The sequence below is a fragment of the Mycobacterium kansasii ATCC 12478 genome (genome assembly GCF_000157895.3).
Taxonomy (GTDB): Bacteria; Actinomycetota; Actinomycetes; order Mycobacteriales; family Mycobacteriaceae; genus Mycobacterium; species Mycobacterium kansasii.
On record NC_022663.1, the window covers coordinates 2,086,223 to 2,105,267 of the forward strand.

At 63.0% G+C, this 19,045-nt stretch carries 12 protein-coding genes; 6 read left to right on the plus strand and 6 right to left on the minus strand.

Annotated elements, in window-relative coordinates:
• Positions 1 to 141: 141 nt before the first annotated feature.
• From MKAN_RS08850 to MKAN_RS08875, 6 genes are all read left to right on the plus strand, one after another.
• Positions 142 to 1,566, plus strand: coding sequence for an MFS transporter (locus tag MKAN_RS08850; protein ID WP_023367385.1), 1,425 nt, complete (start codon positions 142 to 144; stop codon positions 1,564 to 1,566).
• A 186-nt stretch (positions 1,567 to 1,752) separates the two neighbouring features.
• Positions 1,753 to 2,052 (plus strand): PE family protein, encoded by a 300-nt coding sequence (locus tag MKAN_RS08855; RefSeq protein ID WP_023367387.1) that lies wholly within the window; start codon positions 1,753 to 1,755, stop codon positions 2,050 to 2,052.
• 81 nt (positions 2,053 to 2,133) lie between these two features.
• Positions 2,134 to 3,339 carry a PPE family protein gene (locus MKAN_RS08860; protein ID WP_230589276.1) on the plus strand — a complete coding sequence of 402 codons (1,206 nt, stop codon included), beginning with the start codon at positions 2,134 to 2,136 and terminating at the stop codon, positions 3,337 to 3,339.
• 273 nt (positions 3,340 to 3,612) lie between these two features.
• Positions 3,613 to 4,842 (plus strand): acetyl-CoA acetyltransferase, encoded by a 1,230-nt coding sequence (locus MKAN_RS08865; protein WP_036393894.1) that lies wholly within the window; start codon positions 3,613 to 3,615, stop codon positions 4,840 to 4,842.
• A 2-nt stretch (positions 4,843 to 4,844) separates the two neighbouring features.
• Positions 4,845 to 6,359, plus strand: coding sequence for a carotenoid oxygenase family protein (locus MKAN_RS08870; RefSeq protein WP_036393600.1), 1,515 nt, complete (start codon positions 4,845 to 4,847; stop codon positions 6,357 to 6,359).
• A gap of 79 nt (positions 6,360 to 6,438) precedes the next feature.
• Complete coding sequence (locus MKAN_RS08875) at positions 6,439 to 6,921, plus strand: VOC family protein (protein ID WP_023367395.1); 483 nt, start codon at positions 6,439 to 6,441, stop codon at positions 6,919 to 6,921.
• 5 nt (positions 6,922 to 6,926) lie between these two features.
• Here MKAN_RS08875 and MKAN_RS08880 read toward each other — a convergent pair whose 3' ends face one another.
• The 6 genes from MKAN_RS08880 to MKAN_RS08905 all read right to left on the minus strand — a co-directional run bounded on the left by MKAN_RS08880 (position 6,927) and on the right by MKAN_RS08905 (position 18,777).
• Positions 6,927 to 7,664 (minus strand): trimeric intracellular cation channel family protein, encoded by a 738-nt coding sequence (locus MKAN_RS08880; RefSeq protein ID WP_023367397.1) that lies wholly within the window; start codon positions 7,662 to 7,664, stop codon positions 6,927 to 6,929.
• Between the two features lie 41 nt (positions 7,665 to 7,705).
• A complete protein-coding gene (locus MKAN_RS08885) occupies positions 7,706 to 8,125 on the minus strand; it encodes a hypothetical protein (protein ID WP_023367399.1) in 420 nt (139 codons plus the stop codon).
• A 36-nt stretch (positions 8,126 to 8,161) separates the two neighbouring features.
• Positions 8,162 to 8,944, minus strand: coding sequence for a VOC family protein (locus MKAN_RS08890; protein WP_036393899.1), 783 nt, complete (start codon positions 8,942 to 8,944; stop codon positions 8,162 to 8,164).
• 107 nt (positions 8,945 to 9,051) lie between these two features.
• Entirely contained in the window at positions 9,052 to 9,489 is a 438-nt protein-coding gene (locus MKAN_RS08895; RefSeq protein ID WP_023367403.1) for a type II toxin-antitoxin system Rv0910 family toxin, read from the minus strand.
• Between the two features lie 4 nt (positions 9,490 to 9,493).
• Positions 9,494 to 9,673, minus strand: coding sequence for an antitoxin (locus tag MKAN_RS08900; RefSeq protein WP_023367405.1), 180 nt, complete (start codon positions 9,671 to 9,673; stop codon positions 9,494 to 9,496).
• A 92-nt stretch (positions 9,674 to 9,765) separates the two neighbouring features.
• Positions 9,766 to 18,777: a PPE family protein gene (locus MKAN_RS08905; RefSeq protein ID WP_023367408.1), complete on the minus strand. Its 9,012-nt coding sequence runs from the start codon at positions 18,775 to 18,777 to the stop codon at positions 9,766 to 9,768.
• Positions 18,778 to 19,045: the final 268 nt, after the last annotated feature.

Below are 19,045 nucleotides of genomic sequence, written 5' to 3' on the forward strand. Positions count from 1 at the left end.
CGGGTATGTCGGCATACCCCGCACTGGCACCGGAGCACGGCAAACAGCGGCATCGTCATCGCATCGATGCCCTGCGCCACCACTCGTGACCGGGTACGCTGCCGCAGGCCCCTGCGGGGGGTCGACGAGGAGGACAACCGGGTGACTGTGGGTGATCGTTTGCCGCCCGACCATTTCCGGCCAACGTACCTGCGCAGGGTGGTTGCGGCGTCCATGGCCGGCACCGTCGTCGAATGGTATGAGTTCTTCCTCTACGGCACCGCGGCGACGCTGGTGTTCAGCAAGGTGTTCTTCGCCCAGGGCGGCAATGATCTGGACGCCATCCTGGCGGCCTTTGTGACCTATGCCGTGGGCTTCGCCGCCCGCCCGTTGGGTGGCATCGTCTTCGGCCAATTGGGCGACCGGTTCGGACGCAAGAAGTTGCTGCAACTGAGCCTGCTGCTGGTGGGCGCCGCCACGTTCCTCATGGGCTGCCTGCCGACCTTCACCCAGATCGGCTACTGGGCTCCAGCATTACTGGTGACGCTGCGGTTCATCCAGGGCTTCGCCGTCGGCGGCGAGTGGGGCGGTGCGGTTCTGCTCGTCGCCGAGCACAGCCCCAACGCCAGCCGCGGCTTCTGGGCGAGCTGGCCGCAGGCCGGAGTGCCCGGCGGCAACATGCTGGCCACCGTGGTGCTGCTGGTCCTTACCTCGATGTTGTCGGATGCAGCGTTCCTGAGCTGGGGCTGGCGGGTGGCATTTTGGTTGTCGGCGGTTGTCGTCCTGATCGGCTACTACATCCGCACCAAGGTCACCGACGCGCCGATCTTTCTCGAGGCGCAACAGCAAAGCGAGCGCGCCAACGCGACGTCGTTCGGCCTCACCGAGGTGTTAAAGCGTTACCCGCGTGCCGTTTTCACCGCGATGGGGATGCGGTTCGGGGAGAACGCCATGTACTACCTGGTGGTCACTTTCTCCATCACCTATCTCAAGGTGCACGTGCACGCCAACACCGTGGCCATCCTGTGGTGGCTGCTGGCCGCCCATGCCACACACTTTGCCGTCATCCCACTGGCCGGACATCTCAGTGACCGATTCGGCAGGCGCCCAATCTATTTCGTCGGTACCGTCACCGCCGCCACGTGGGGTTTTTTCGCCTTCCCGATGATGGACAGCGGTCGCAACGCAATCGTCTTGTCAGCCGTGGTGATCGGGCTGGTCTTCCATGGCCTCATGTATGCAACCCAGCCCGCGGCCATGGCAGAAATGTTCCCAACCCGGATGCGCTATTCCGAAGTCTCACTCGGTTATCAGGTCACCTCCATCGTGGCCGGTTCACTGGCGCCGATCATCGCTGTCCGGTTGCTCGAAACCTACAGGTCCGCGACGCCCATTGCCTGGTACCTGGCGGCTGCCGCCTCGGTGAGCGCCGTCGCCGTCCTGGTCGCCCGCGAGACCAACGGCGTTGACCTGGCCGACGTCGATCGCGCCGACGCCCAGCGGCTGTTAGCCGAACGTGAACGGATGCACCTGGACGAGCGTCGTGAGGGACCGGAGCCGGTCGCCCTCGTCGCCGACACCGAATGACTTCCGAATAGCGCAACGCCTCCTTATCCATCCGGTATGGATCTCGGCCAAACGGGGTTCAGCGAGCAGGCAACGAAGTACCCTGCAGCTAGGGAGTGCCTTCCTGCGGGGTTTTCGGGGCGCCTGTTCGTCTAATTCACCTATCGGACAGGCAATCCGGCGCCTTCTGCGAGTTAGGAGAATGTGATGACGTTTGTGGTCACCCAGCCGGAGACACTAGCGGCGGCGGCCGGGAATTTGCAGGAGATCGGATCGGCAGTCAGCGCTCAAAACGTCGCCGCGTCGGCTCACACGACAAGCGTGACTCCGGCCGCTGCCGACCAGGTGTCGGCGCTGACGGCGGCGCGCTTCAGCGCACACGCGCAGGTGTACCAGGTAGTCAGTGCCCAGGCCGCCGCGATTCACCAGGCCTTCGTCGCCGCCCTGACCGCCAGTGCGAACTCCTATGAGGCGACCGAGGCGGCCAATGCCATCGCGGCCGGTTAGACCGGCTAAGGCTGGCCGAGAAGGGTGCTAGCGACGGACTTCGGTGCGCTGCCGCCGGAGGTGAATTCCGCCTTGTTGTACATGGGTCCAGGGTCTGGACCCATGCTGACGGCCGCCACCGCGTGGGAAAGCCTTACCGCGGTGTTGAACTCCGCAGCGGTTTCCTATGCCTCGGTGGTTTCGGCGCTGACGCTCGAGTCGTGGCTGGGTCCCGCGTCGGCGTCCATGGCAGCTGCGGCCGCGCCCTATGCGGAATGGTTGAGCGCCGCGGCGGAGCAGGCCCGGCAGACCGCCGCCCAAGCATCGGCAGCGGCGGCGGCGTACGAAACGGCGCGGGCCACGGCGGTACCGCCGCCGCTGATCGCAGCCAACCGCAGCCAATTGGCGACGTTGGTCACGACGAACACCTTCGGTCAAAACACCCCGGCGATCGAGGCCATCCAGGCCGACTATGCCGAGATGTGGGCGCAGGACGCCGCCGTCATGTACCAGTACGCCGAAGCGTCCGAGACCGCGTCGACGCTGATGCCCTTCAGCCAACCGGCGCACACCGCCGACCCGACGGCGTCGGCGTCCCAGGCCGCACAGGTCGCCGGGGGTGCCGACGCGTCAGCCGCGGCGGGACCGGCAGCGTCCATCGGTCCCGAAACGCTGCAACTACTCGCGACGGCCGCGTCATCTGCTCCGCTCGGATCACAGCTACCCGAGCCGGCCGCCAGCATCACCATCCCAACCCCGATCGGGGACCTGGATGTATTGGCCCTGTATATCTCGGCCATCGGCACCGCCAGCCTGTCCCTGGCCGTGGTCAACACCGCGAGACCGTGGTACTTCGGCTACAACGGATTTCGGCCCGCTCCAAGCCCCGGCGGGATAGAACCCACTCAAGGTGAACCCATCAGTTCGGAGCGAGAGGTGTTGGCGTCGTCGCCGCGAAGCGTCGCTAGCGCACCCGTGTCGGCGGGTAGCGGCCAGGCGGCCCTGGTAGGGGGGTTGTCGGTGCCGCACGGCTGGACCATGGCCGCCCCAGAGATCAAGCTGGCAGTCGAGTCGCTGCCGAGCGCCGGCCTGACCGCCGCACCCACAGATCTTGGAGGGGCTCCGATGGGCTTGCTGAGCGGGATGGCGCTGGCGGGTTTGGCCGGACGCGGCGCCGGCGGCATGGGGCCACGTGTCCCCAACGAAGCCGCCGCGGAGGAGGACGGGGAACCCAAGCGCAAGCCCACCGTCGTGGTGATCCAGCAGCCGCCGCCCGCCGGAGGAACACCGGGCAACCGTCCGCTCTAACTGAGCCAGCGGTACTGCCACACCCGCGATCTACGGAATTGCAGCAGCTCAGCACCATTCTTCGAGTCTCGAGACCCGTTTTGGCGAAGATGTTTGTCAATCGCCGCCGATGGCAATGTCCCACAAGAGGGGGGCGTATCGGCCGGCCTTTACGCCTTCCCAGGTCCCGTCGGTTCAGCCCGAGAGCCGATGGGGCCGCCCACGTTCCGGCGGCTGGCGCGGCTCACCGGATATCACCGAAAGGGAGCACCAACCTGGGGTACCGTGCCGCATATGGACGGCACTGCAGGCGTGTGGATTCTTGGCGGCTACCAAAGCGATTTCGCTCGCAACCTCACCAAGGAGCGCCGTGACTTTGCCGACCTGACGGCAGAGGTCGTCGCCGGCACGCTGAATGAAGCCCGGGTCGACGCTGCCGGCATTGCCGCTACCGGCGTCATCCATGTCGCTAATGCTTTCGGCGAGATGTTCGCCGCTCAGGGCCATCTCGGAGCGATGCCGGCGACCATGTGCGACGGCCTCTGGGACACCCCGGCCTCCCGGCATGAGGCCGCGTGCGCGTCCGGCAGCGTGGCCACGCTGGCGGCGATGGCCGACCTGCGCTCAGGCGCATACGATTGCGCGCTCGTCGTCGGCCTCGAATTGGAAAAGACCGTGCCCGGTGACACCGCGGCGCAATACCTGGGTGCGGCGGCGTGGACCGGCCACGAGGGTGCCGAGGCGCGTTACCTGTGGCCGTCGATGTTCGCCGAAGTCGCCGACGAATACGACCGGCGCTACGGCCTGGACGACACCCACCTGCGGGCCATCGCCGCACTCAACTACGCCAACGCCCGCCGCAATCCCAACGCCCAGACTCGGGGCTGGACGATTCCCGACCCGATCACCGACGACGACACGACCAACCCGATCACCGAAGGACGGCTGCGGCGCCTGGACTGCAGCCAAATGACCGATGGCGGCGCGGGAGTGGTGCTGGTCAACGACGCCTATCTGCGGGCCCATCCCGACGCACGCCCGATCGGCCGGATCGAAGGCTGGGGGCATCGCACCGTCGGGCTGGGTTTGCGCCAGAAACTCGAGCGCGCCGCTCACGATCCCTACGTGCTGCCCCATGTGCGGTCGGCCGTGCTCGACGCATTGCGTCGTGCACAGGTGAGCCTCGACGACGTCGACGGGTTCGAGGTGCACGACTGCTTCACCCCCAGCGAGTACCTGGCCATCGACCACATCGGACTGACCGGCCCGGGCGAATCGTGGAAGGCGATCGAAAACGGCGAGATCGAGATCGGCGGGCGGCTGCCGATCAACCCCAGCGGTGGGCTGATCGGCGGGGGACATCCCGTCGGGGCCTCCGGCGTGCGGATGCTTCTCGACGCGGCCAAGCAGGTCAGCGGCACGGCCGGTGACTATCAGGTCGAGGGAGCGCGAAGATTCGGCACCCTGAACTTCGGCGGCAGCACCGCTACCACCGTCAGTTTCGTTGTCAGCAAAGGTGTTTGATGATGCATGTCGAGATCGTCGGGAAATACCTGTCGACCCTGCCCGAAGACGACGACCACCCGTACCGAACCGGTCCGTGGCGGCCACAGACCACCGAGTGGGACGCCGACGCGCTGACCGCCGTCGAGGGCGCGATCCCCCGCGATCTCGACGGCATCTACCTGCGCAACACCGAGAACCCGCTGCATCCGGCGTTCAAGACCTACCACCCGTTCGACGGCGACGGCATGGTGCACGTCGTCGGCTTCCGCGACGGAAAGTCCTTTTACCGCAACCGCTTTGTCCAGACCGAGGGCTTCCTGGCGGAAAACGAGGCGGGCGGGCCGCTGTGGCCGGGACTGGCCGAGCCGGTGCAATTCGCCAAACGAGACACCGGCTGGGGGGCTCGCACGCTGATGAAGGACGCGTCGAGCACCGACGTCATCGTCCACCGCGGCATCGCGCTCACCAGCTTCTACCAATGCGGCGACCTCTACCGGCTGGACCCCTACTCGGGCAACACCCTGGGCAAGGAGACCTGGAACGGGCACTTTCCGTTCGGCTGGGGCGTATCGGCTCACCCCAAGGTCGACAGCGGGACCGGCGAGCTGTTGTTCTTCAACTACAGCAAGCAAGAACCGTATATGCACTACGGCGTCGTCGACCAGAACAACGAGCTGGCACACTACGTCGACATCCCGCTGCCCGGCCCGCGGTTGCCGCACGATATGGCGTTCACCGAAAACTACGCCATTCTCAACGATTTCCCGCTGTTCTGGGATCCCCGGCTGCTCGAGCACAACGTGCACCTGCCGCGCTTCTACCCGGACATGCCGTCGCGCTTCGCGGTGATCCCGCGCCGCGGGCTTAGCGGCGACATCCGCTGGTTCGAAGCGGAACCGACGTTCGTGCTGCACTTCACCAACGCCTACGAAGACGGCGACGAGATCGTGCTCGACGGCTTCTACGAAGCCGATCCGCAGCCGCTGGACACCGGCGGAACCAAGTGGGAGAAGCTGTTTCGGTTCCTGGCGCTGGATCGCCTGCAAACCCGGCTACACCGGTGGCGCCTCAACCTGGTCACCGGCGCCGTGAAAGAAGAACAGCTGTCGGAGTCCATCACCGAGTTCGGGACCATCAACGACGGCTACGCCGCGCGCCAGTACCGCTACGCCTATGCCGCTACCGGCAAACCGGGCTGGTTCCTGTTCGACGGACTGGTCAAACACGACCTGTTCACCGGAAACCAGGAGGGCTACTCGTTCGGTGACGGTGTCTATGGAAGCGAAACCCAGATGGCGCCACGGGTTGGCGGCACCGCCGAGGACGACGGCTACCTGGTCACGCTGACCACCGACATGAACGACGACACCTCCTACTGCTTGGTCTTCGACGCGGCCCGAGTCGGTGACGGCCCGGTGTGCAAACTACAGCTGCCCGAACGCATTTCCAGCGGCACCCATTCGACGTGGGTACCCGGCGCCGAATTGCGGCGCTGGCATCACGCCGAGTCGCCGGCGGGTGCTGTCGGGCTGTGATGCTCGCGAGCCTGTAATACGGCAGGAAGACTACGAGTAGCGGCCTGCGAATTTACAGGCTCGGTGAAACGGAGGAGCAGTGAACAACAACAAGCACAGCCGGACGACACACTGGCCCAAGGAGTTGGCGTGCATCGGCTCTATCCGCTTCGCCCGTCGCTCCTCGAATTTCGAGGAGGCAGTGCGCTTTTACCGCGACCTGGTCGGGCTCCCGCTCTACGAGACATTCGGGGAAAGCTACGGGAGCAACGGTGCGATCTTCGGTCTGCCCAGCTGGAACCTCACCCTCGAGATCGTCGAGGCGGTCGACGAGGTCGCGGTGGACCACCACGAACAGCTGTGCCTGTACTTCCCGGACAATCAGGCCCATCAGGCGGCAATGGCACGGCTCCGGACGGCTGGGGTCGAGCCCGTCGAGCAGCACCCGTACTGGGAAGCGACGGGAGCGGTCACCTTCCGCGACCCGGACGGCCGGGAAGTCGTGTTCGCGCCCTTCGTGTACGGGGTCAACGAGCCCGCCGACAGCTCGGCCTCAGGCATCCACGAGTTCCCGTCGAGCTGAGACCGTCAGCGCTTCCGCGGCTTGCGTTTTTCACTGACCAGCGGCAGCGGTGAGTCGTCGCTGTTGACCCGCAACGTAATCCGGGGCAGCCGCTTACCTGGCTGTCTTCGCAGGGCGTAGTGCCATGCCGGCCCCTCCGTCAACTGCCACCCCCGCCAGCGGGCGACCAGGCACAAGACAGCACCGACGACGGTGGCAACCACCGCCCCCACGGTGGCTTGCCCGTAGTGGGCGAAGAGCACCACCACACCGCTGGCGATGACCGCGCAGGTCGCGTAAAGCGTGTTACCGCCGAAGATCAGTGGAGTGCGGCGGACCGCGATATCACGCAGTGTCCCGCCTCCCACTGCGGTGATGGTGCCCATCAGCAGTGCCGCCGCCCAGCCCAGGCCTATTCCGAGTGTCTTCTGTGCTCCCGCGACCGCCCACGTTCCCAGCGCGATCGCGTCGATGACCGGCAGCGTTAGGTTCCACGTGCGGCCGTATACCGGCACCAGAAAGGCCACGACGCCCCCGGCGATAGCCGTCACGAGATACAGGTAGTCGGTCAGCGCGACCGGGGGACCGTGCTGCAACAGGGTGTCGCGGATCAGCCCGCCGCCCAGGCCGGACAGAATGGCCAGCGCCGCAAACCCGACGGGGTCCAGACGTTCCTCGGTGGCGACAATGCCACCGAGCACCGCGTTGCCGAAGACACCGGCGAGGTCGATGACCCGGAAGACTTCACCGAGCGTCGGACTCACGGGGCATCACTATCATCACTGTCCGCCACGAATGGTGAAGTCTATTGCAGGGTCGCGGCGGCCACCGCCCACAGGGAGCAAACCACCGCGCACCCGGCCGCGCCCCCGCCCACGTACAGGCCGTACTCCGCCGACACCTGCGGGTTGACGTTGATCGTGTAGTACCAGATGGTGAGCGCCACTATGAGCAGCGAAACCACTAGCGCGACAACCGAAGACAGCTTGGCCGACAAACCCCGCCCCACCATCGCCCCGGCCACCAACAACGTCGACGACAGCAACGCGATCAGCTGGCCCGCGCCGAACCCAGGCGGAAGTGCCAGGTTACCGTGGGTGCCGCCGATGGCATTTGCCCAGCCCCCGCCACCGACCGTCGTCGTCAACCACGGCAGCCACGTGCTGACCGACACGATCACGGCGAAAAGCGCCACCAGCCAACCCGGGCGCAGCCGGCGAATCATGCATGCGAGCGTAATAGGGCGCCAACTCGCATCGAGTCACGCCACGCTTGTCTGCAGCGAAGACAGGTTGAAGGCGACGCCCGTCGGGTCGGTGGCCGCGGCAAGCCGCCCGTAGGGGGTGTCCTCGGCCGCCCGCACTACGGCCCCGCCGTTGTCGGTGATCAGCTGCAGTGTCTTGTCGACGTCGTGGGCACCGAGGAAGGTAGTCCAGTTCGACGGCACACCGTCGGGCAGACAACCGGCGCCATCCATGACGCCGAGTAATTGCTCGTCACCGAACCACGCTGTGGTGTAGCGGAATTCGTCGGTGTCAGAAATGTCTTCGGTCCGCCACCCGAGGACCTCGCGGTAGAAGTCGAGGGCCGCGCGGTGGTCGCGGGTAGTCAGTTGATGCCAGACGGGTGTGCCGGCTTCACCGATCACCTCGAAGCCGCGATGCTCCAGCGGTTGCCACAAGCCGAACACCGCGCCCGTCGGATCGCTCGCCAGGCTCATGAAGCCCTTGGCGGGTACCTCCATCGGATCCAGGCACACCGAGCCGCCCGCGGCGCTGACCTTGGCAGCGGTCGCGTCGACGTCGGCGGTGTGGAAATAGATGGTCCAGGTGTCCGGCGACTGCCACTGCGGATTGTTGGCCATCAGTCCGGCGACCGGATGGCCGTCCTTGGCGGCATTGACGTATCCGCCGTACTCGGGGCCGGCGGATTCGAAGGTCCAGCCGAATACCGTGGCGTAGAAATCTTGGGCGCGGTCGACGTCTGATGTGGTCAAGTCGATCCAGCAGGGGGCGCCCAGCGGCGCGCCGTGACGGATGGGCATGATGTCCTCCTTGCCGTGTGGTTTCACCGGTATGGACTGCGGTCACCCCGGAAACTCATCGGCTGATAGGTCAGCTGTTCCGCGGCGGGCGCCGTTGCAGGTCGGCGTCAGGCCTGTGCGAACACCTCGACGAAGTTCTGCAGGGATTCGCTGATGTCGCTTCTGAGCGCGGCGGCGACGATCATGCCGATCGGCCCGAACAGGGCGGGTCCGCCGAGGTGCACGTCGAAGCTCACGACGGAGCCCTCCTCTTTGGGCGCGACCTTGGCCATGAGTTTGACTTTGACGCCGCCGACTCCGTCGCCGTTGAGCGTCATGCCTTCCGGCGGCTTGTAGCGCACGATCGTCCATCTGATCCGGTTGGGCATCCCCTTGACCTCGACGATCGACTCGACGACCGCGCCCCTCTCCAGCGTTTCGGGCAACTTGCTGCGCCAGACCCGGTGGATCGTCAGCCACTCCCGGTAGCGGGACAGATTCGAGGCGTGCAGCCACGCCTCCTCCGGCGGCAACGGGACATCGATGGATCCGGAGAGTTTCGCCATGGCTTCAGTTCTGCTGGTCGCCCGTGTCGACTACTTTCTTGGCCTGCTCCTGCACCTTGTGAATGGTGTCGGAGTACTTGCCCTGCGTCTTGTCGTCGACGAATTTGCCGGCCTTGTCGATCACCGTCTCGACCTTGTCGGCGTTCTGTGACAGCAGGTCTTTTGCCTTGTCCATGATTCCCATGCGCAACCGATTCCTTCCGCGGGGATCCGCAACGTCTTGCAGGAACCCTACTTGCCGGTGCTGGTGGCGCCCAAACCAGCTTCGGCCTGCGGTTATGGCACCGAGCCGCTGAGGAAGAGGCCGGAGAGCTGGCTGCCGATGTTGCCGAGACCCGAGACCAGGCCGGCCAGCGCGAGGCCGAGACCGCTGGTGTTGTCGATGCCGGACAAGGCGCCGCCCAGGTTGGTGATGCCGGACACGAGGCTGCCACCGTAGTTCTCGAACCCCGAACCCTCAGAGCCGACGTTCCAGAAGCCCGAGAGGGTATCGCCGAAATTGCCGAAGCCTGACGAACCACCGGCACCGGAGTTGAAGAAGCCTGACGATGGGCTACCGGTGGAGTTGCCGAAGCCGGGAACGGGCGAGAGGTGGAAGAGGGTAGCGGTAATGGGTCCGATACCGGCGCCGAGATTGGCGTTGAGCTGCATTGTCTCGCCGCCCAGCGTGAGGTCCAGCGGGATTGCGCCGATATTGATTGGTTCAATGACGATGGGGCTCAGTTCAGAGTTCAAGGGGACGGTCAATGTAATCGGAAGACCGTCTATAGGTATGGTGAAGCCGATATCGGTGTCCGGGATGTTGACGTGGATACTCGTTCCGCCTGAGTCCCCGTCAATAGCGAGCAAGAGGTTCAGCGGAATCCCCGGACCGTTTTCCCCATGCAGGGTGAATTGATTGACGGTCAGGCCGGCGATGTGGCCGGTGATGGGGATGTCGAGTTTGCCGCCTAGTCCGAGGGTGAGGGGGATGTGGGGGATGGTGATGGTGTAGTCGGCGGCGATGAGGCCCTGGCCGGTGCCGCGCCAGAAGAATCCGTTGTTGGCGTCGCCGGTGATGAACGCGCCGGTGTTGATATCGCCGGTGTTAAACGCTCCGGTGTTGAGGTCACCGATGTTGAACCAGCCGGTGTTGGTGTCGCCGGGGTTAAACGAGCCGGTATTAAAGGCACCGGCGTTAAACCCACCGGAGTTGAAGTCACCGCTATTGGCCCAGCCGGTGTTGCCCAGCCCGGCGTTGAACACCCCGGTGTTGGTGCTACCGGTGCTGGCGATCCCGGTGTTGAAACTGCCCGAGTTGGCGATACCGAAGTTACCGTTGCCCGAGTTGAAGAACCCGATATTGTTGCTGCCCGAGTTGAACAACCCCACATTACCGACACCAGTATTGAACCCGCCGAACCCGATCTGGTTATCCCCGGTCAGCCCGATCCCGATATTATTGGCGCCCTGGTTCGCCAACCCGAAATTCCCGAAACCCGTATTACCGAACCCGACATTGAAACTCCCGCTATTACCCCACCCCCGGTTCGCATCCCCCACATTGCCGCCCCCCACATTCAGGTCGCCGACATTGCCGCCACCCACATTGTGACCACCAACATTACCCACCCCCACATTGGCATCACCCACATTAGCCCCACCCACATTGTGATCACCCACATTGCCGCCACCCAGGTTGAAACCACCCACATTGGCATGACCCAGGTTCAACCCACCCTGATTACCAAAACCAACATTGAACATACTCGGCCCCCCCGGACCCGCCGAGAACAACCCCGCCAGCTGCTCCCCCACATTCCCCACACCCGAACCCATACTCGGAATCGTGTTAAACCACCCCGACACCCCATCACCGAGGTTCAACACCCCCGAACCCAACACCCCCACATTCCCCGCACCCGAAGACCCACCAAAATTCCACCACCCAGAACCCCCACCCACATTCCCAAACCCCGACGCACTACCCGAACCACTATTAAAGAACCCCGACGACACACCACCCGTCGAATTCCCCACCCCCGGCCCCGCCGCCACCTGCAACACCGGAATCACCACCGGACCCAGCGCCGGACCGGAAAAACTCAACTGCAACGACTCACCCGGACCCCCGAGGGTTAGGCTTAACGACGGTCCGGTGATCGTGATCTGGTCGGACACAATCGGCCCAATAGTGCCAGTCAGACTATTACCGCCGGTCCCGGTCAGGTGGATCAGCGGAATGGTGATGGGGTCTATCACGATGTCGCCGAGGTGGCCGGTGATGGGGATGTCGAGGGGGACTTTGACGTCGAGGTTTAGTGCGATTGCGGGGATGGTCAGGGTGTAGTCGAAGCCGGCGTGGCCTTGGCCGTCGCCGCGCCAGAAGAAGCCGTTGTTGAGGTTGCCCTGGTTGAACCCGCCGGTGTTGACATCACCGGTGTTGGCGATCCCGGTGTTGAGGTTCCCGGGGTTAAACCAGCCGGTGTTGGTGTCCCCGGCATTCCACGAGCCGGTGTTGGAGGCCCCCACATTGAAACTGCCCGAGTTGTAGGAACCCGCATTACCCACCCCGGTGTTGAGCAACCCGGTGTTAAACACCCCGGTGTTCAACCGGCCCGGGTTGAACAACCCCGTATTGAGCTCACCGGAGTTGCCCACCCCCCAGTTCCCGGTCCCGGAATTGAACAACCCCACATTCCCGGCACCCGAGTTGAACAACCCCACATTCCCGCTACCGGAATTCCACCCCCCGAACCCGACCTGACCATCACCACTCAACCCGATCCCAATATTATGACTACCCGTGTTCCCGAACCCGATATTGCCGATCCCGGTATTCCCGAAACCAAAGTTGTAATCCCCGCCATTCCCCAACCCCACATTGTACGACCCCAGATTCCCCGGCCCGAAGTTATACAACCCGATATTCCCCGAACCCACATTGAAACTCCCCAGGTTCCCCGACCCAAAATTCCAACCCCCCAGATTCCCAAACCCCACATTACTACCACCAACATTGCCCCCACCCACATTCCCATCACCCACACTCCCGAACCCAACATTGCCCACCCCCACATTCGCCAACCCCGCATTAAAAATACTCATCCGGTCGGCGCCCTGGAAGAACAGTCCCGACACGTTGTCCCCGACATTACCCACACCCGAGGTCGACAGACCCAATATATTGCTGTTGTTGATCCCCGACAGCAACTCACCCTTGTTGATGAAACCCGACACCAGATTACCCAAATTCTGATAACCCGAACTCAGCGACCCAACATTCCACCAACCCGACACACCACTACCACTATTGCCGACACCCGACCCGCCACCCACACCCGAATTAAAGAAACCCGACGACGGCACACCCGTACTGTTCCCAAACCCCGGAGCCGCCGCCAGCTGCAACACCGGAATCGTCACCGGCCCAATACCACCCGCCACATCCGCCGACAACGACGTCGTATCGCCGCCCACGACAACATTATTAAACGTAATCGGATTAATCGTGATCTGCGGAATAGTGATTGCACCTATTTGATCACCAATGTCCACTCCGATGGAAATCGGCAGGGACGGTAGGTCGAAGCTGAAACCTAGGTCGGTGCCCGGGATGTTGAAGTGGATAGTGGTGCCACCGGTGGAGCCGAGGAGGGTGAAGTGGGCGTTCACCGGTATGCCGGTGGTGCTGCCCCCGACGCCGTGCAGGGTGATGGGGTTGACGGTCATGGCGGCGATGTGGCCGGTGATGGGGATGTCGAGTTTGCCGCCTAGTCCGAGGGTGAGGGGGATGTGGGGGATGGTGATGGTGTAGTCGGCGGCGATGAGGCCCTGGCCGGTGCCGCGCCAGAAGAATCCGTTGTTGGCGTCGCCGGTGATGAACGCGCCGGTGTTGATATCGCCGGTGTTAAACGCTCCGGTGTTGAGGTCACCGATGTTGAACCAGCCGGTGTTGGTGTCGCCGGGGTTAAACGAGCCGGTATTAAAGGCACCGGCGTTAAACCCACCGGAGTTGAAGTCACCGCTATTGGCCCAGCCGGTGTTGCCCAGCCCGGCGTTGAACACCCCGGTGTTGGTGCTACCGGTGCTGGCGATCCCGGTGTTGAAACTGCCCGAGTTGGCGATACCGAAGTTACCGTTGCCCGAGTTGAAGAACCCGATATTGTTGCTGCCCGAGTTGAACAACCCCACATTACCGACACCAGTATTGAACCCGCCGAACCCGATCTGGTTATCCCCGGTCAGCCCGATCCCGATATTATTGGCGCCCTGGTTCGCCAACCCGAAATTCCCGAAACCCGTATTACCGAACCCGACATTGAAACTCCCGCTATTACCCCACCCCCGGTTCGCATCCCCCACATTGCCGCCCCCCACATTCAGGTCGCCGACATTGCCGCCACCCACATTGTGACCACCAACATTACCCACCCCCACATTGGCATCACCCACATTAGCCCCACCCACATTGTGATCACCCACATTGCCGCCACCCAGGTTGAAACCACCCACATTGGCATGACCCAGGTTCAACCCACCCTGATTACCAAAACCAACATTGAACACACTCGGCCCCCCCGGACCCGCCGAGAACAACCCCGCCAGCTGCTCCCCCACATTCCCCACACCCGAACCCATACTCGGAATCGTGTTAAACCACCCCGACACCCCATCACCGAGGTTCAACACCCCCGAACCCAACACCCCCACATTCCCCGCACCCGAAGACCCACCAAAATTCCACCACCCAGAACCCCCACCCACATTCCCAAACCCCGACGCACTACCCGAACCACTATTAAAGAACCCCGACGACACACCACCCGTCGAATTCCCCACCCCCGGCCCCGCCGCCACCTGCAACACCGGAATCACCACCGGACCCACACCCGGACCCGAAATCCCCAACTGCAACGACTCACCCGCGCCGCCCACATGCAAATCCACCGACGGACCCGAAATCGTGATCGGATCCACCACAATCGGCCCAATAGTGCCGGTCAAATTATTACCGTTCAGATGCAAGGTCGGAATCGTGAAGCTGCCGATCACGATGTCGCCGAGGTGGCCGGTGATGGGGATGTCGAGGGGGACTTTGACGTCGAGGTTTAGTGCGATTGCGGGGATGGTCAGGGTGTAGTCGAAGCCGGCGTGGCCTTGGCCGTCGCCGCGCCAGAAGAAGCCGTTGTTGAGGTTGCCCTGGTTGAACCCGCCGGTGTTGACATCACCGGTGTTGGCGATCCCGGTGTTGAGGTTCCCGGGGTTAAACCAGCCGGTGTTGGTGTCCCCGGCATTCCACGAGCCGGTGTTGGAGGCCCCCACATTGAAACTGCCCGAGTTGTAGGAACCCGCATTACCCACCCCGGTGTTGAGCAACCCGGTGTTAAACACCCCGGTGTTCAACCGGCCCGGGTTGAACAACCCCGTATTGAGCTCACCGGAGTTGCCCACCCCCCAGTTCCCGGTCCCGGAATTGAACAACCCCACATTCCCGGCACCCGAGTTGAACAACCCCACATTCCCGCTACCGGAATTCCACCCCCCGAACCCGACCTGACCATCACCACTCAACCCGATCCCAATATTATGACTACCCGTGTTCCCGAACCCGATATTGCCGATCCCGGTATTCCCGAAACCAAAGTTGTAATCCCCGCCATTCCCCAACCCCACATTGTACGACCCCAGATTCCCCGGCCCGAAGTTATACAACCCGATATTCCCCGAACCCACATTGAAACTCCCCAGGTTCCCCGACCCAAAATTCCAACCCCCCAGATTCCCAAACCCCACATTACTACCACCAACATTGCCCCCACCCACATTCCCATCACCCACACTCCCGAACCCAACATTGCCCACCCCCACATTCGCCAACCCCGCATTAAAAATACTCATCCGGTCGGCGCCCTGGAAGAACAGTCCCGACACGTTGTCCCCGACATTACCCACACCCGAGGTCGACAGACCCAATATATTGCTGTTGTTGATCCCCGACAGCAACTCACCCTTGTTGATGAAACCCGACACCAGATTACCCAAATTCTGATAACCCGAACTCAGCGACCCAACATTCCACCAACCCGACACACCACTACCACTATTGCCGACACCCGACCCGCCACCCACACCCGAATTAAAGAAACCCGACGACGGCACACCCGTACTGTTCCCAAACCCCGGAGCCGCCGCCAGCTGCAACACCGGAATCGTCACCGGCCCAATACCACCCGCCACATCCGCCGACAACGACGTCGTATTATTGCCCACCATGAAGTTATTAAACGTAATCGGATTGATGGTGATCGGCGGGACGAGGATTGCGCCTATCTGATTGTCGACGGTTATGCCCAAACTGATCGGCAGGGCCGGTAGCGGGATGGTGACGTTTTTGTCGATCACCGGGATGTGAACGTGGACGCCGATCTCATCGGTCTGCTGTCCAAGCACATTGAGCTGGAGGTTCAGCGGTATGCCGGTATTGCTGTCGCCGATCCCATGCACCATGAATGACTGCACGGTCAGTCCCGTGATGTGGCCGGTGATGGGCAACTCGAATAAGCCGCCTCCGCCGAGGGTGAGGGGGATGTGGGGGATGGTGATGGTGTAGTCGGCGGCGATGAGGCCCTGGCCGGTGCCGCGCCAGAAGAATCCGTTGTTGGCGTCGCCGGTGATGAACGCGCCGGTGTTGATATCGCCGGTGTTAAACGCTCCGGTGTTGAGGTCACCGATGTTGAACCAGCCGGTGTTGGTGTCGCCGGGGTTAAACGAGCCGGTATTAAAGGCACCGGCGTTAAACCCACCGGAGTTGAAGTCACCGCTATTGGCCCAGCCGGTGTTGCCCAGCCCGGCGTTGAACACCCCGGTGTTGGTGCTACCGGTGCTGGCGATCCCGGTGTTGAAACTGCCCGAGTTGGCGATACCGAAGTTACCGTTGCCCGAGTTGAAGAACCCGATATTGTTGCTGCCCGAGTTGAACAACCCCACATTACCGACACCAGTATTGAACCCGCCGAACCCGATCTGGTTATCCCCGGTCAGCCCGATCCCGATATTATTGGCGCCCTGGTTCGCCAACCCGAAATTCCCGAAACCCGTATTACCGAACCCGACATTGAAACTCCCGCTATTACCCCACCCCCGGTTCGCATCCCCCACATTGCCGCCCCCCACATTCAGGTCGCCGACATTGCCGCCACCCACATTGTGACCACCAACATTACCCACCCCCACATTGGCATCACCCACATTAGCCCCACCCACATTGTGATCACCCACATTGCCGCCACCCAGGTTGAAACCACCCACATTGGCATGACCCAGGTTCAACCCACCCTGATTACCAAAACCAACATTGAACACACTCGGCCCCCCCGGACCCGCCGAGAACAACCCCGCCAGCTGCTCCCCCACATTCCCCACACCCGAACCCATACTCGGAATCGTGTTAAACCACCCCGACACCCCATCACCGAGGTTCAACACCCCCGAACCCAACACCCCCACATTCCCCGCACCCGAAGACCCACCAAAATTCCACCACCCAGAACCCCCACCCACATTCCCAAACCCCGACGCACTACCCGAACCACTATTAAAGAACCCCGACGACACACCACCCGTCGAATTCCCCACCCCCGGCCCCGCCGCCACCTGCAACACCGGAATCACCACCGGACCCACACCCGGACCCGAAATCCCCAACTGCAACGACTCACCCGCGCCGCCCACATGCAAATCCACCGACGGACCCGTAATCGTGATCGGATCCACCACAATCGGCCCAATAGTGCCGAACAGCGCGTCGCCGGTCAGGTGCAAGGTCGAAATCGTGAAGCCCGGAACCGTGATTTGGGGGGGACCGCCGTTGACGATGGTCCCGATGGTGCCGGTCACGGGAATATCGAGCGGGACGTCGACGCCGAGGTTCAACCCGATCGCCGGGATGGTCAGGGTGTAGTCGATCCCGGCGTGGCCTTGGCCGTCGCCGCGCCAGAAGAAGCCGTTGTTGAGGTTGCCCTGGTTGAACCCGCCGGTGTTGACATCACCGGTGTTGGCGATCCCGGTGTTGAGGTTCCCGGGGTTAAACCAGCCGGTGTTGGTGTCCCCGGCATTCCACGAGCCGGTGTTGGAGGCCCCCACATTGAAACTGCCCGAGTTGTAGGAACCCGCATTACCCACCCCGGTGTTGAGCAACCCGGTGTTAAACACCCCGGTGTTCAACCGGCCCGGGTTGAACAACCCCGTATTGAGCTCACCGGAGTTGCCCACCCCCCAGTTCCCGGTCCCGGAGTTGAACAACCCCACATTCCCGGCACCCGAGTTGAACAACCCCACATTCCCGCTACCGGAATTCCACCCCCCGAACCCGACCTGACCATCACCACTCAACCCGATCCCAATATTATGACTACCCGTGTTCCCGAACCCGATATTGCCGATCCCGGTATTCCCGAAACCAAAGTTGTAATCCCCGCCATTCCCCAACCCCACATTGTATGACCCCAGATTCCCCGGCCCGAAGTTATACAACCCGATATTCCCCGAACCCACATTGAAACTCCCCAGGTTCCCCGACCCAAAATTCCAACCCCCCAGATTCCCAAACCCCACATTACTACCACCAACATTGCCCCCACCCACATTCCCATCACCCACACTCCCGAACCCAACATTGCCCACCCCCACATTCGCCAACCCCGCATTAAAAATGCTCACCCGACCCGGCGGGCTCAAGACGGCGGCCTGCGCGGCCGCGACCAATGCCTCACCGGCGGCGACGGGGTTCTGCACGAACTGGATGAACGGCGTCAACGCCGACGCGGCCGCCGAAGCACCGGCGTGATACCCGAACATCGCCGCCACATCCTGGGCCCACATCTGCTCATAGACGGCCTCGACGGCGGCGATCGCAGGCGCGTTGAAGCCGAGTAGGTCGGAGGCAACCAGCGAAACCAGCTGAGAACGGTTGGCCCAAACCGCTGCCGGATGCACCGTGGCGGCGCGGGTTGCCTCGAACGCGGCCGCGGCGATCCGAGCCTGACCACCCGCCTGCGCCGCTTGCGCTCCCGCCGAGGACAACCATCCAAGATAGCTTCCGGCGACACTTGCCATCGCCGTCGCCGCCGGGCCCTGCCAGGAAGAACCCACCAGCTCCGAGGTCACTGACGAGAATGCGGTCGCCGCCGATCCCAGCTCGCCGGCCAACTGGTCCCAGGCCGCCGCCGCGGCCAGCATCGGACCTGCCCCGGCACCGCTGAATATGCGGGCCGAATTGATCTCCGGTGGCGAGACCGAAAAATTCATTCGCGGCAACCTCTCCCAGGTGGCCGTCGCCTCTGGGCCACCCATCGATCACTGCCTGCGACAATCCGGCGGTCACCGGGATTCAGCCGGTTGCCGTCAAGCGGATTTTCGCGTCAGCATACGGCGAGCGCAGCAAGAATTTCGCGTTTTCGGAAAAACAGACCACGACAAAGAAACATTCTTAGATAGCCCCGAAATGTAAAGTATTTATACACCTGCGGTCCGGGATGCCACGCCTTTGACTTCCGCCCATATTGACGTCTTGGTC

Excerpts from the sequence above, each read along its gene's own strand:
- MKAN_RS08855 (WP_023367387.1), top strand. The coding sequence starts at position 1,753 with ATGACGTTTGTGGTCACCCAGCCGGAGACACTAGCGGCGGCGGCCGGG.
- MKAN_RS08860 (WP_230589276.1), top strand. The coding sequence starts at position 2,134 with ATGGGTCCAGGGTCTGGACCCATGCTGACGGCCGCCACCGCGTGGGAA.
- MKAN_RS08865 (WP_036393894.1), top strand. The coding sequence starts at position 3,613 with ATGGACGGCACTGCAGGCGTGTGGATTCTTGGCGGCTACCAAAGCGAT.
- MKAN_RS08870 (WP_036393600.1), top strand. The coding sequence starts at position 4,845 with ATGCATGTCGAGATCGTCGGGAAATACCTGTCGACCCTGCCCGAAGAC.
- MKAN_RS08885 (WP_023367399.1), bottom strand. The coding sequence starts at position 8,125 with ATGATTCGCCGGCTGCGCCCGGGTTGGCTGGTGGCGCTTTTCGCCGTG.
- MKAN_RS08890 (WP_036393899.1), bottom strand. The coding sequence starts at position 8,944 with ATGCCCATCCGTCACGGCGCGCCGCTGGGCGCCCCCTGCTGGATCGAC.
- MKAN_RS08895 (WP_023367403.1), bottom strand. The coding sequence starts at position 9,489 with ATGGCGAAACTCTCCGGATCCATCGATGTCCCGTTGCCGCCGGAGGAG.
- MKAN_RS08900 (WP_023367405.1), bottom strand. The coding sequence starts at position 9,673 with ATGGGAATCATGGACAAGGCAAAAGACCTGCTGTCACAGAACGCCGAC.
- MKAN_RS08905 (WP_023367408.1), bottom strand. The coding sequence starts at position 18,777 with ATGAATTTTTCGGTCTCGCCACCGGAGATCAATTCGGCCCGCATATTC.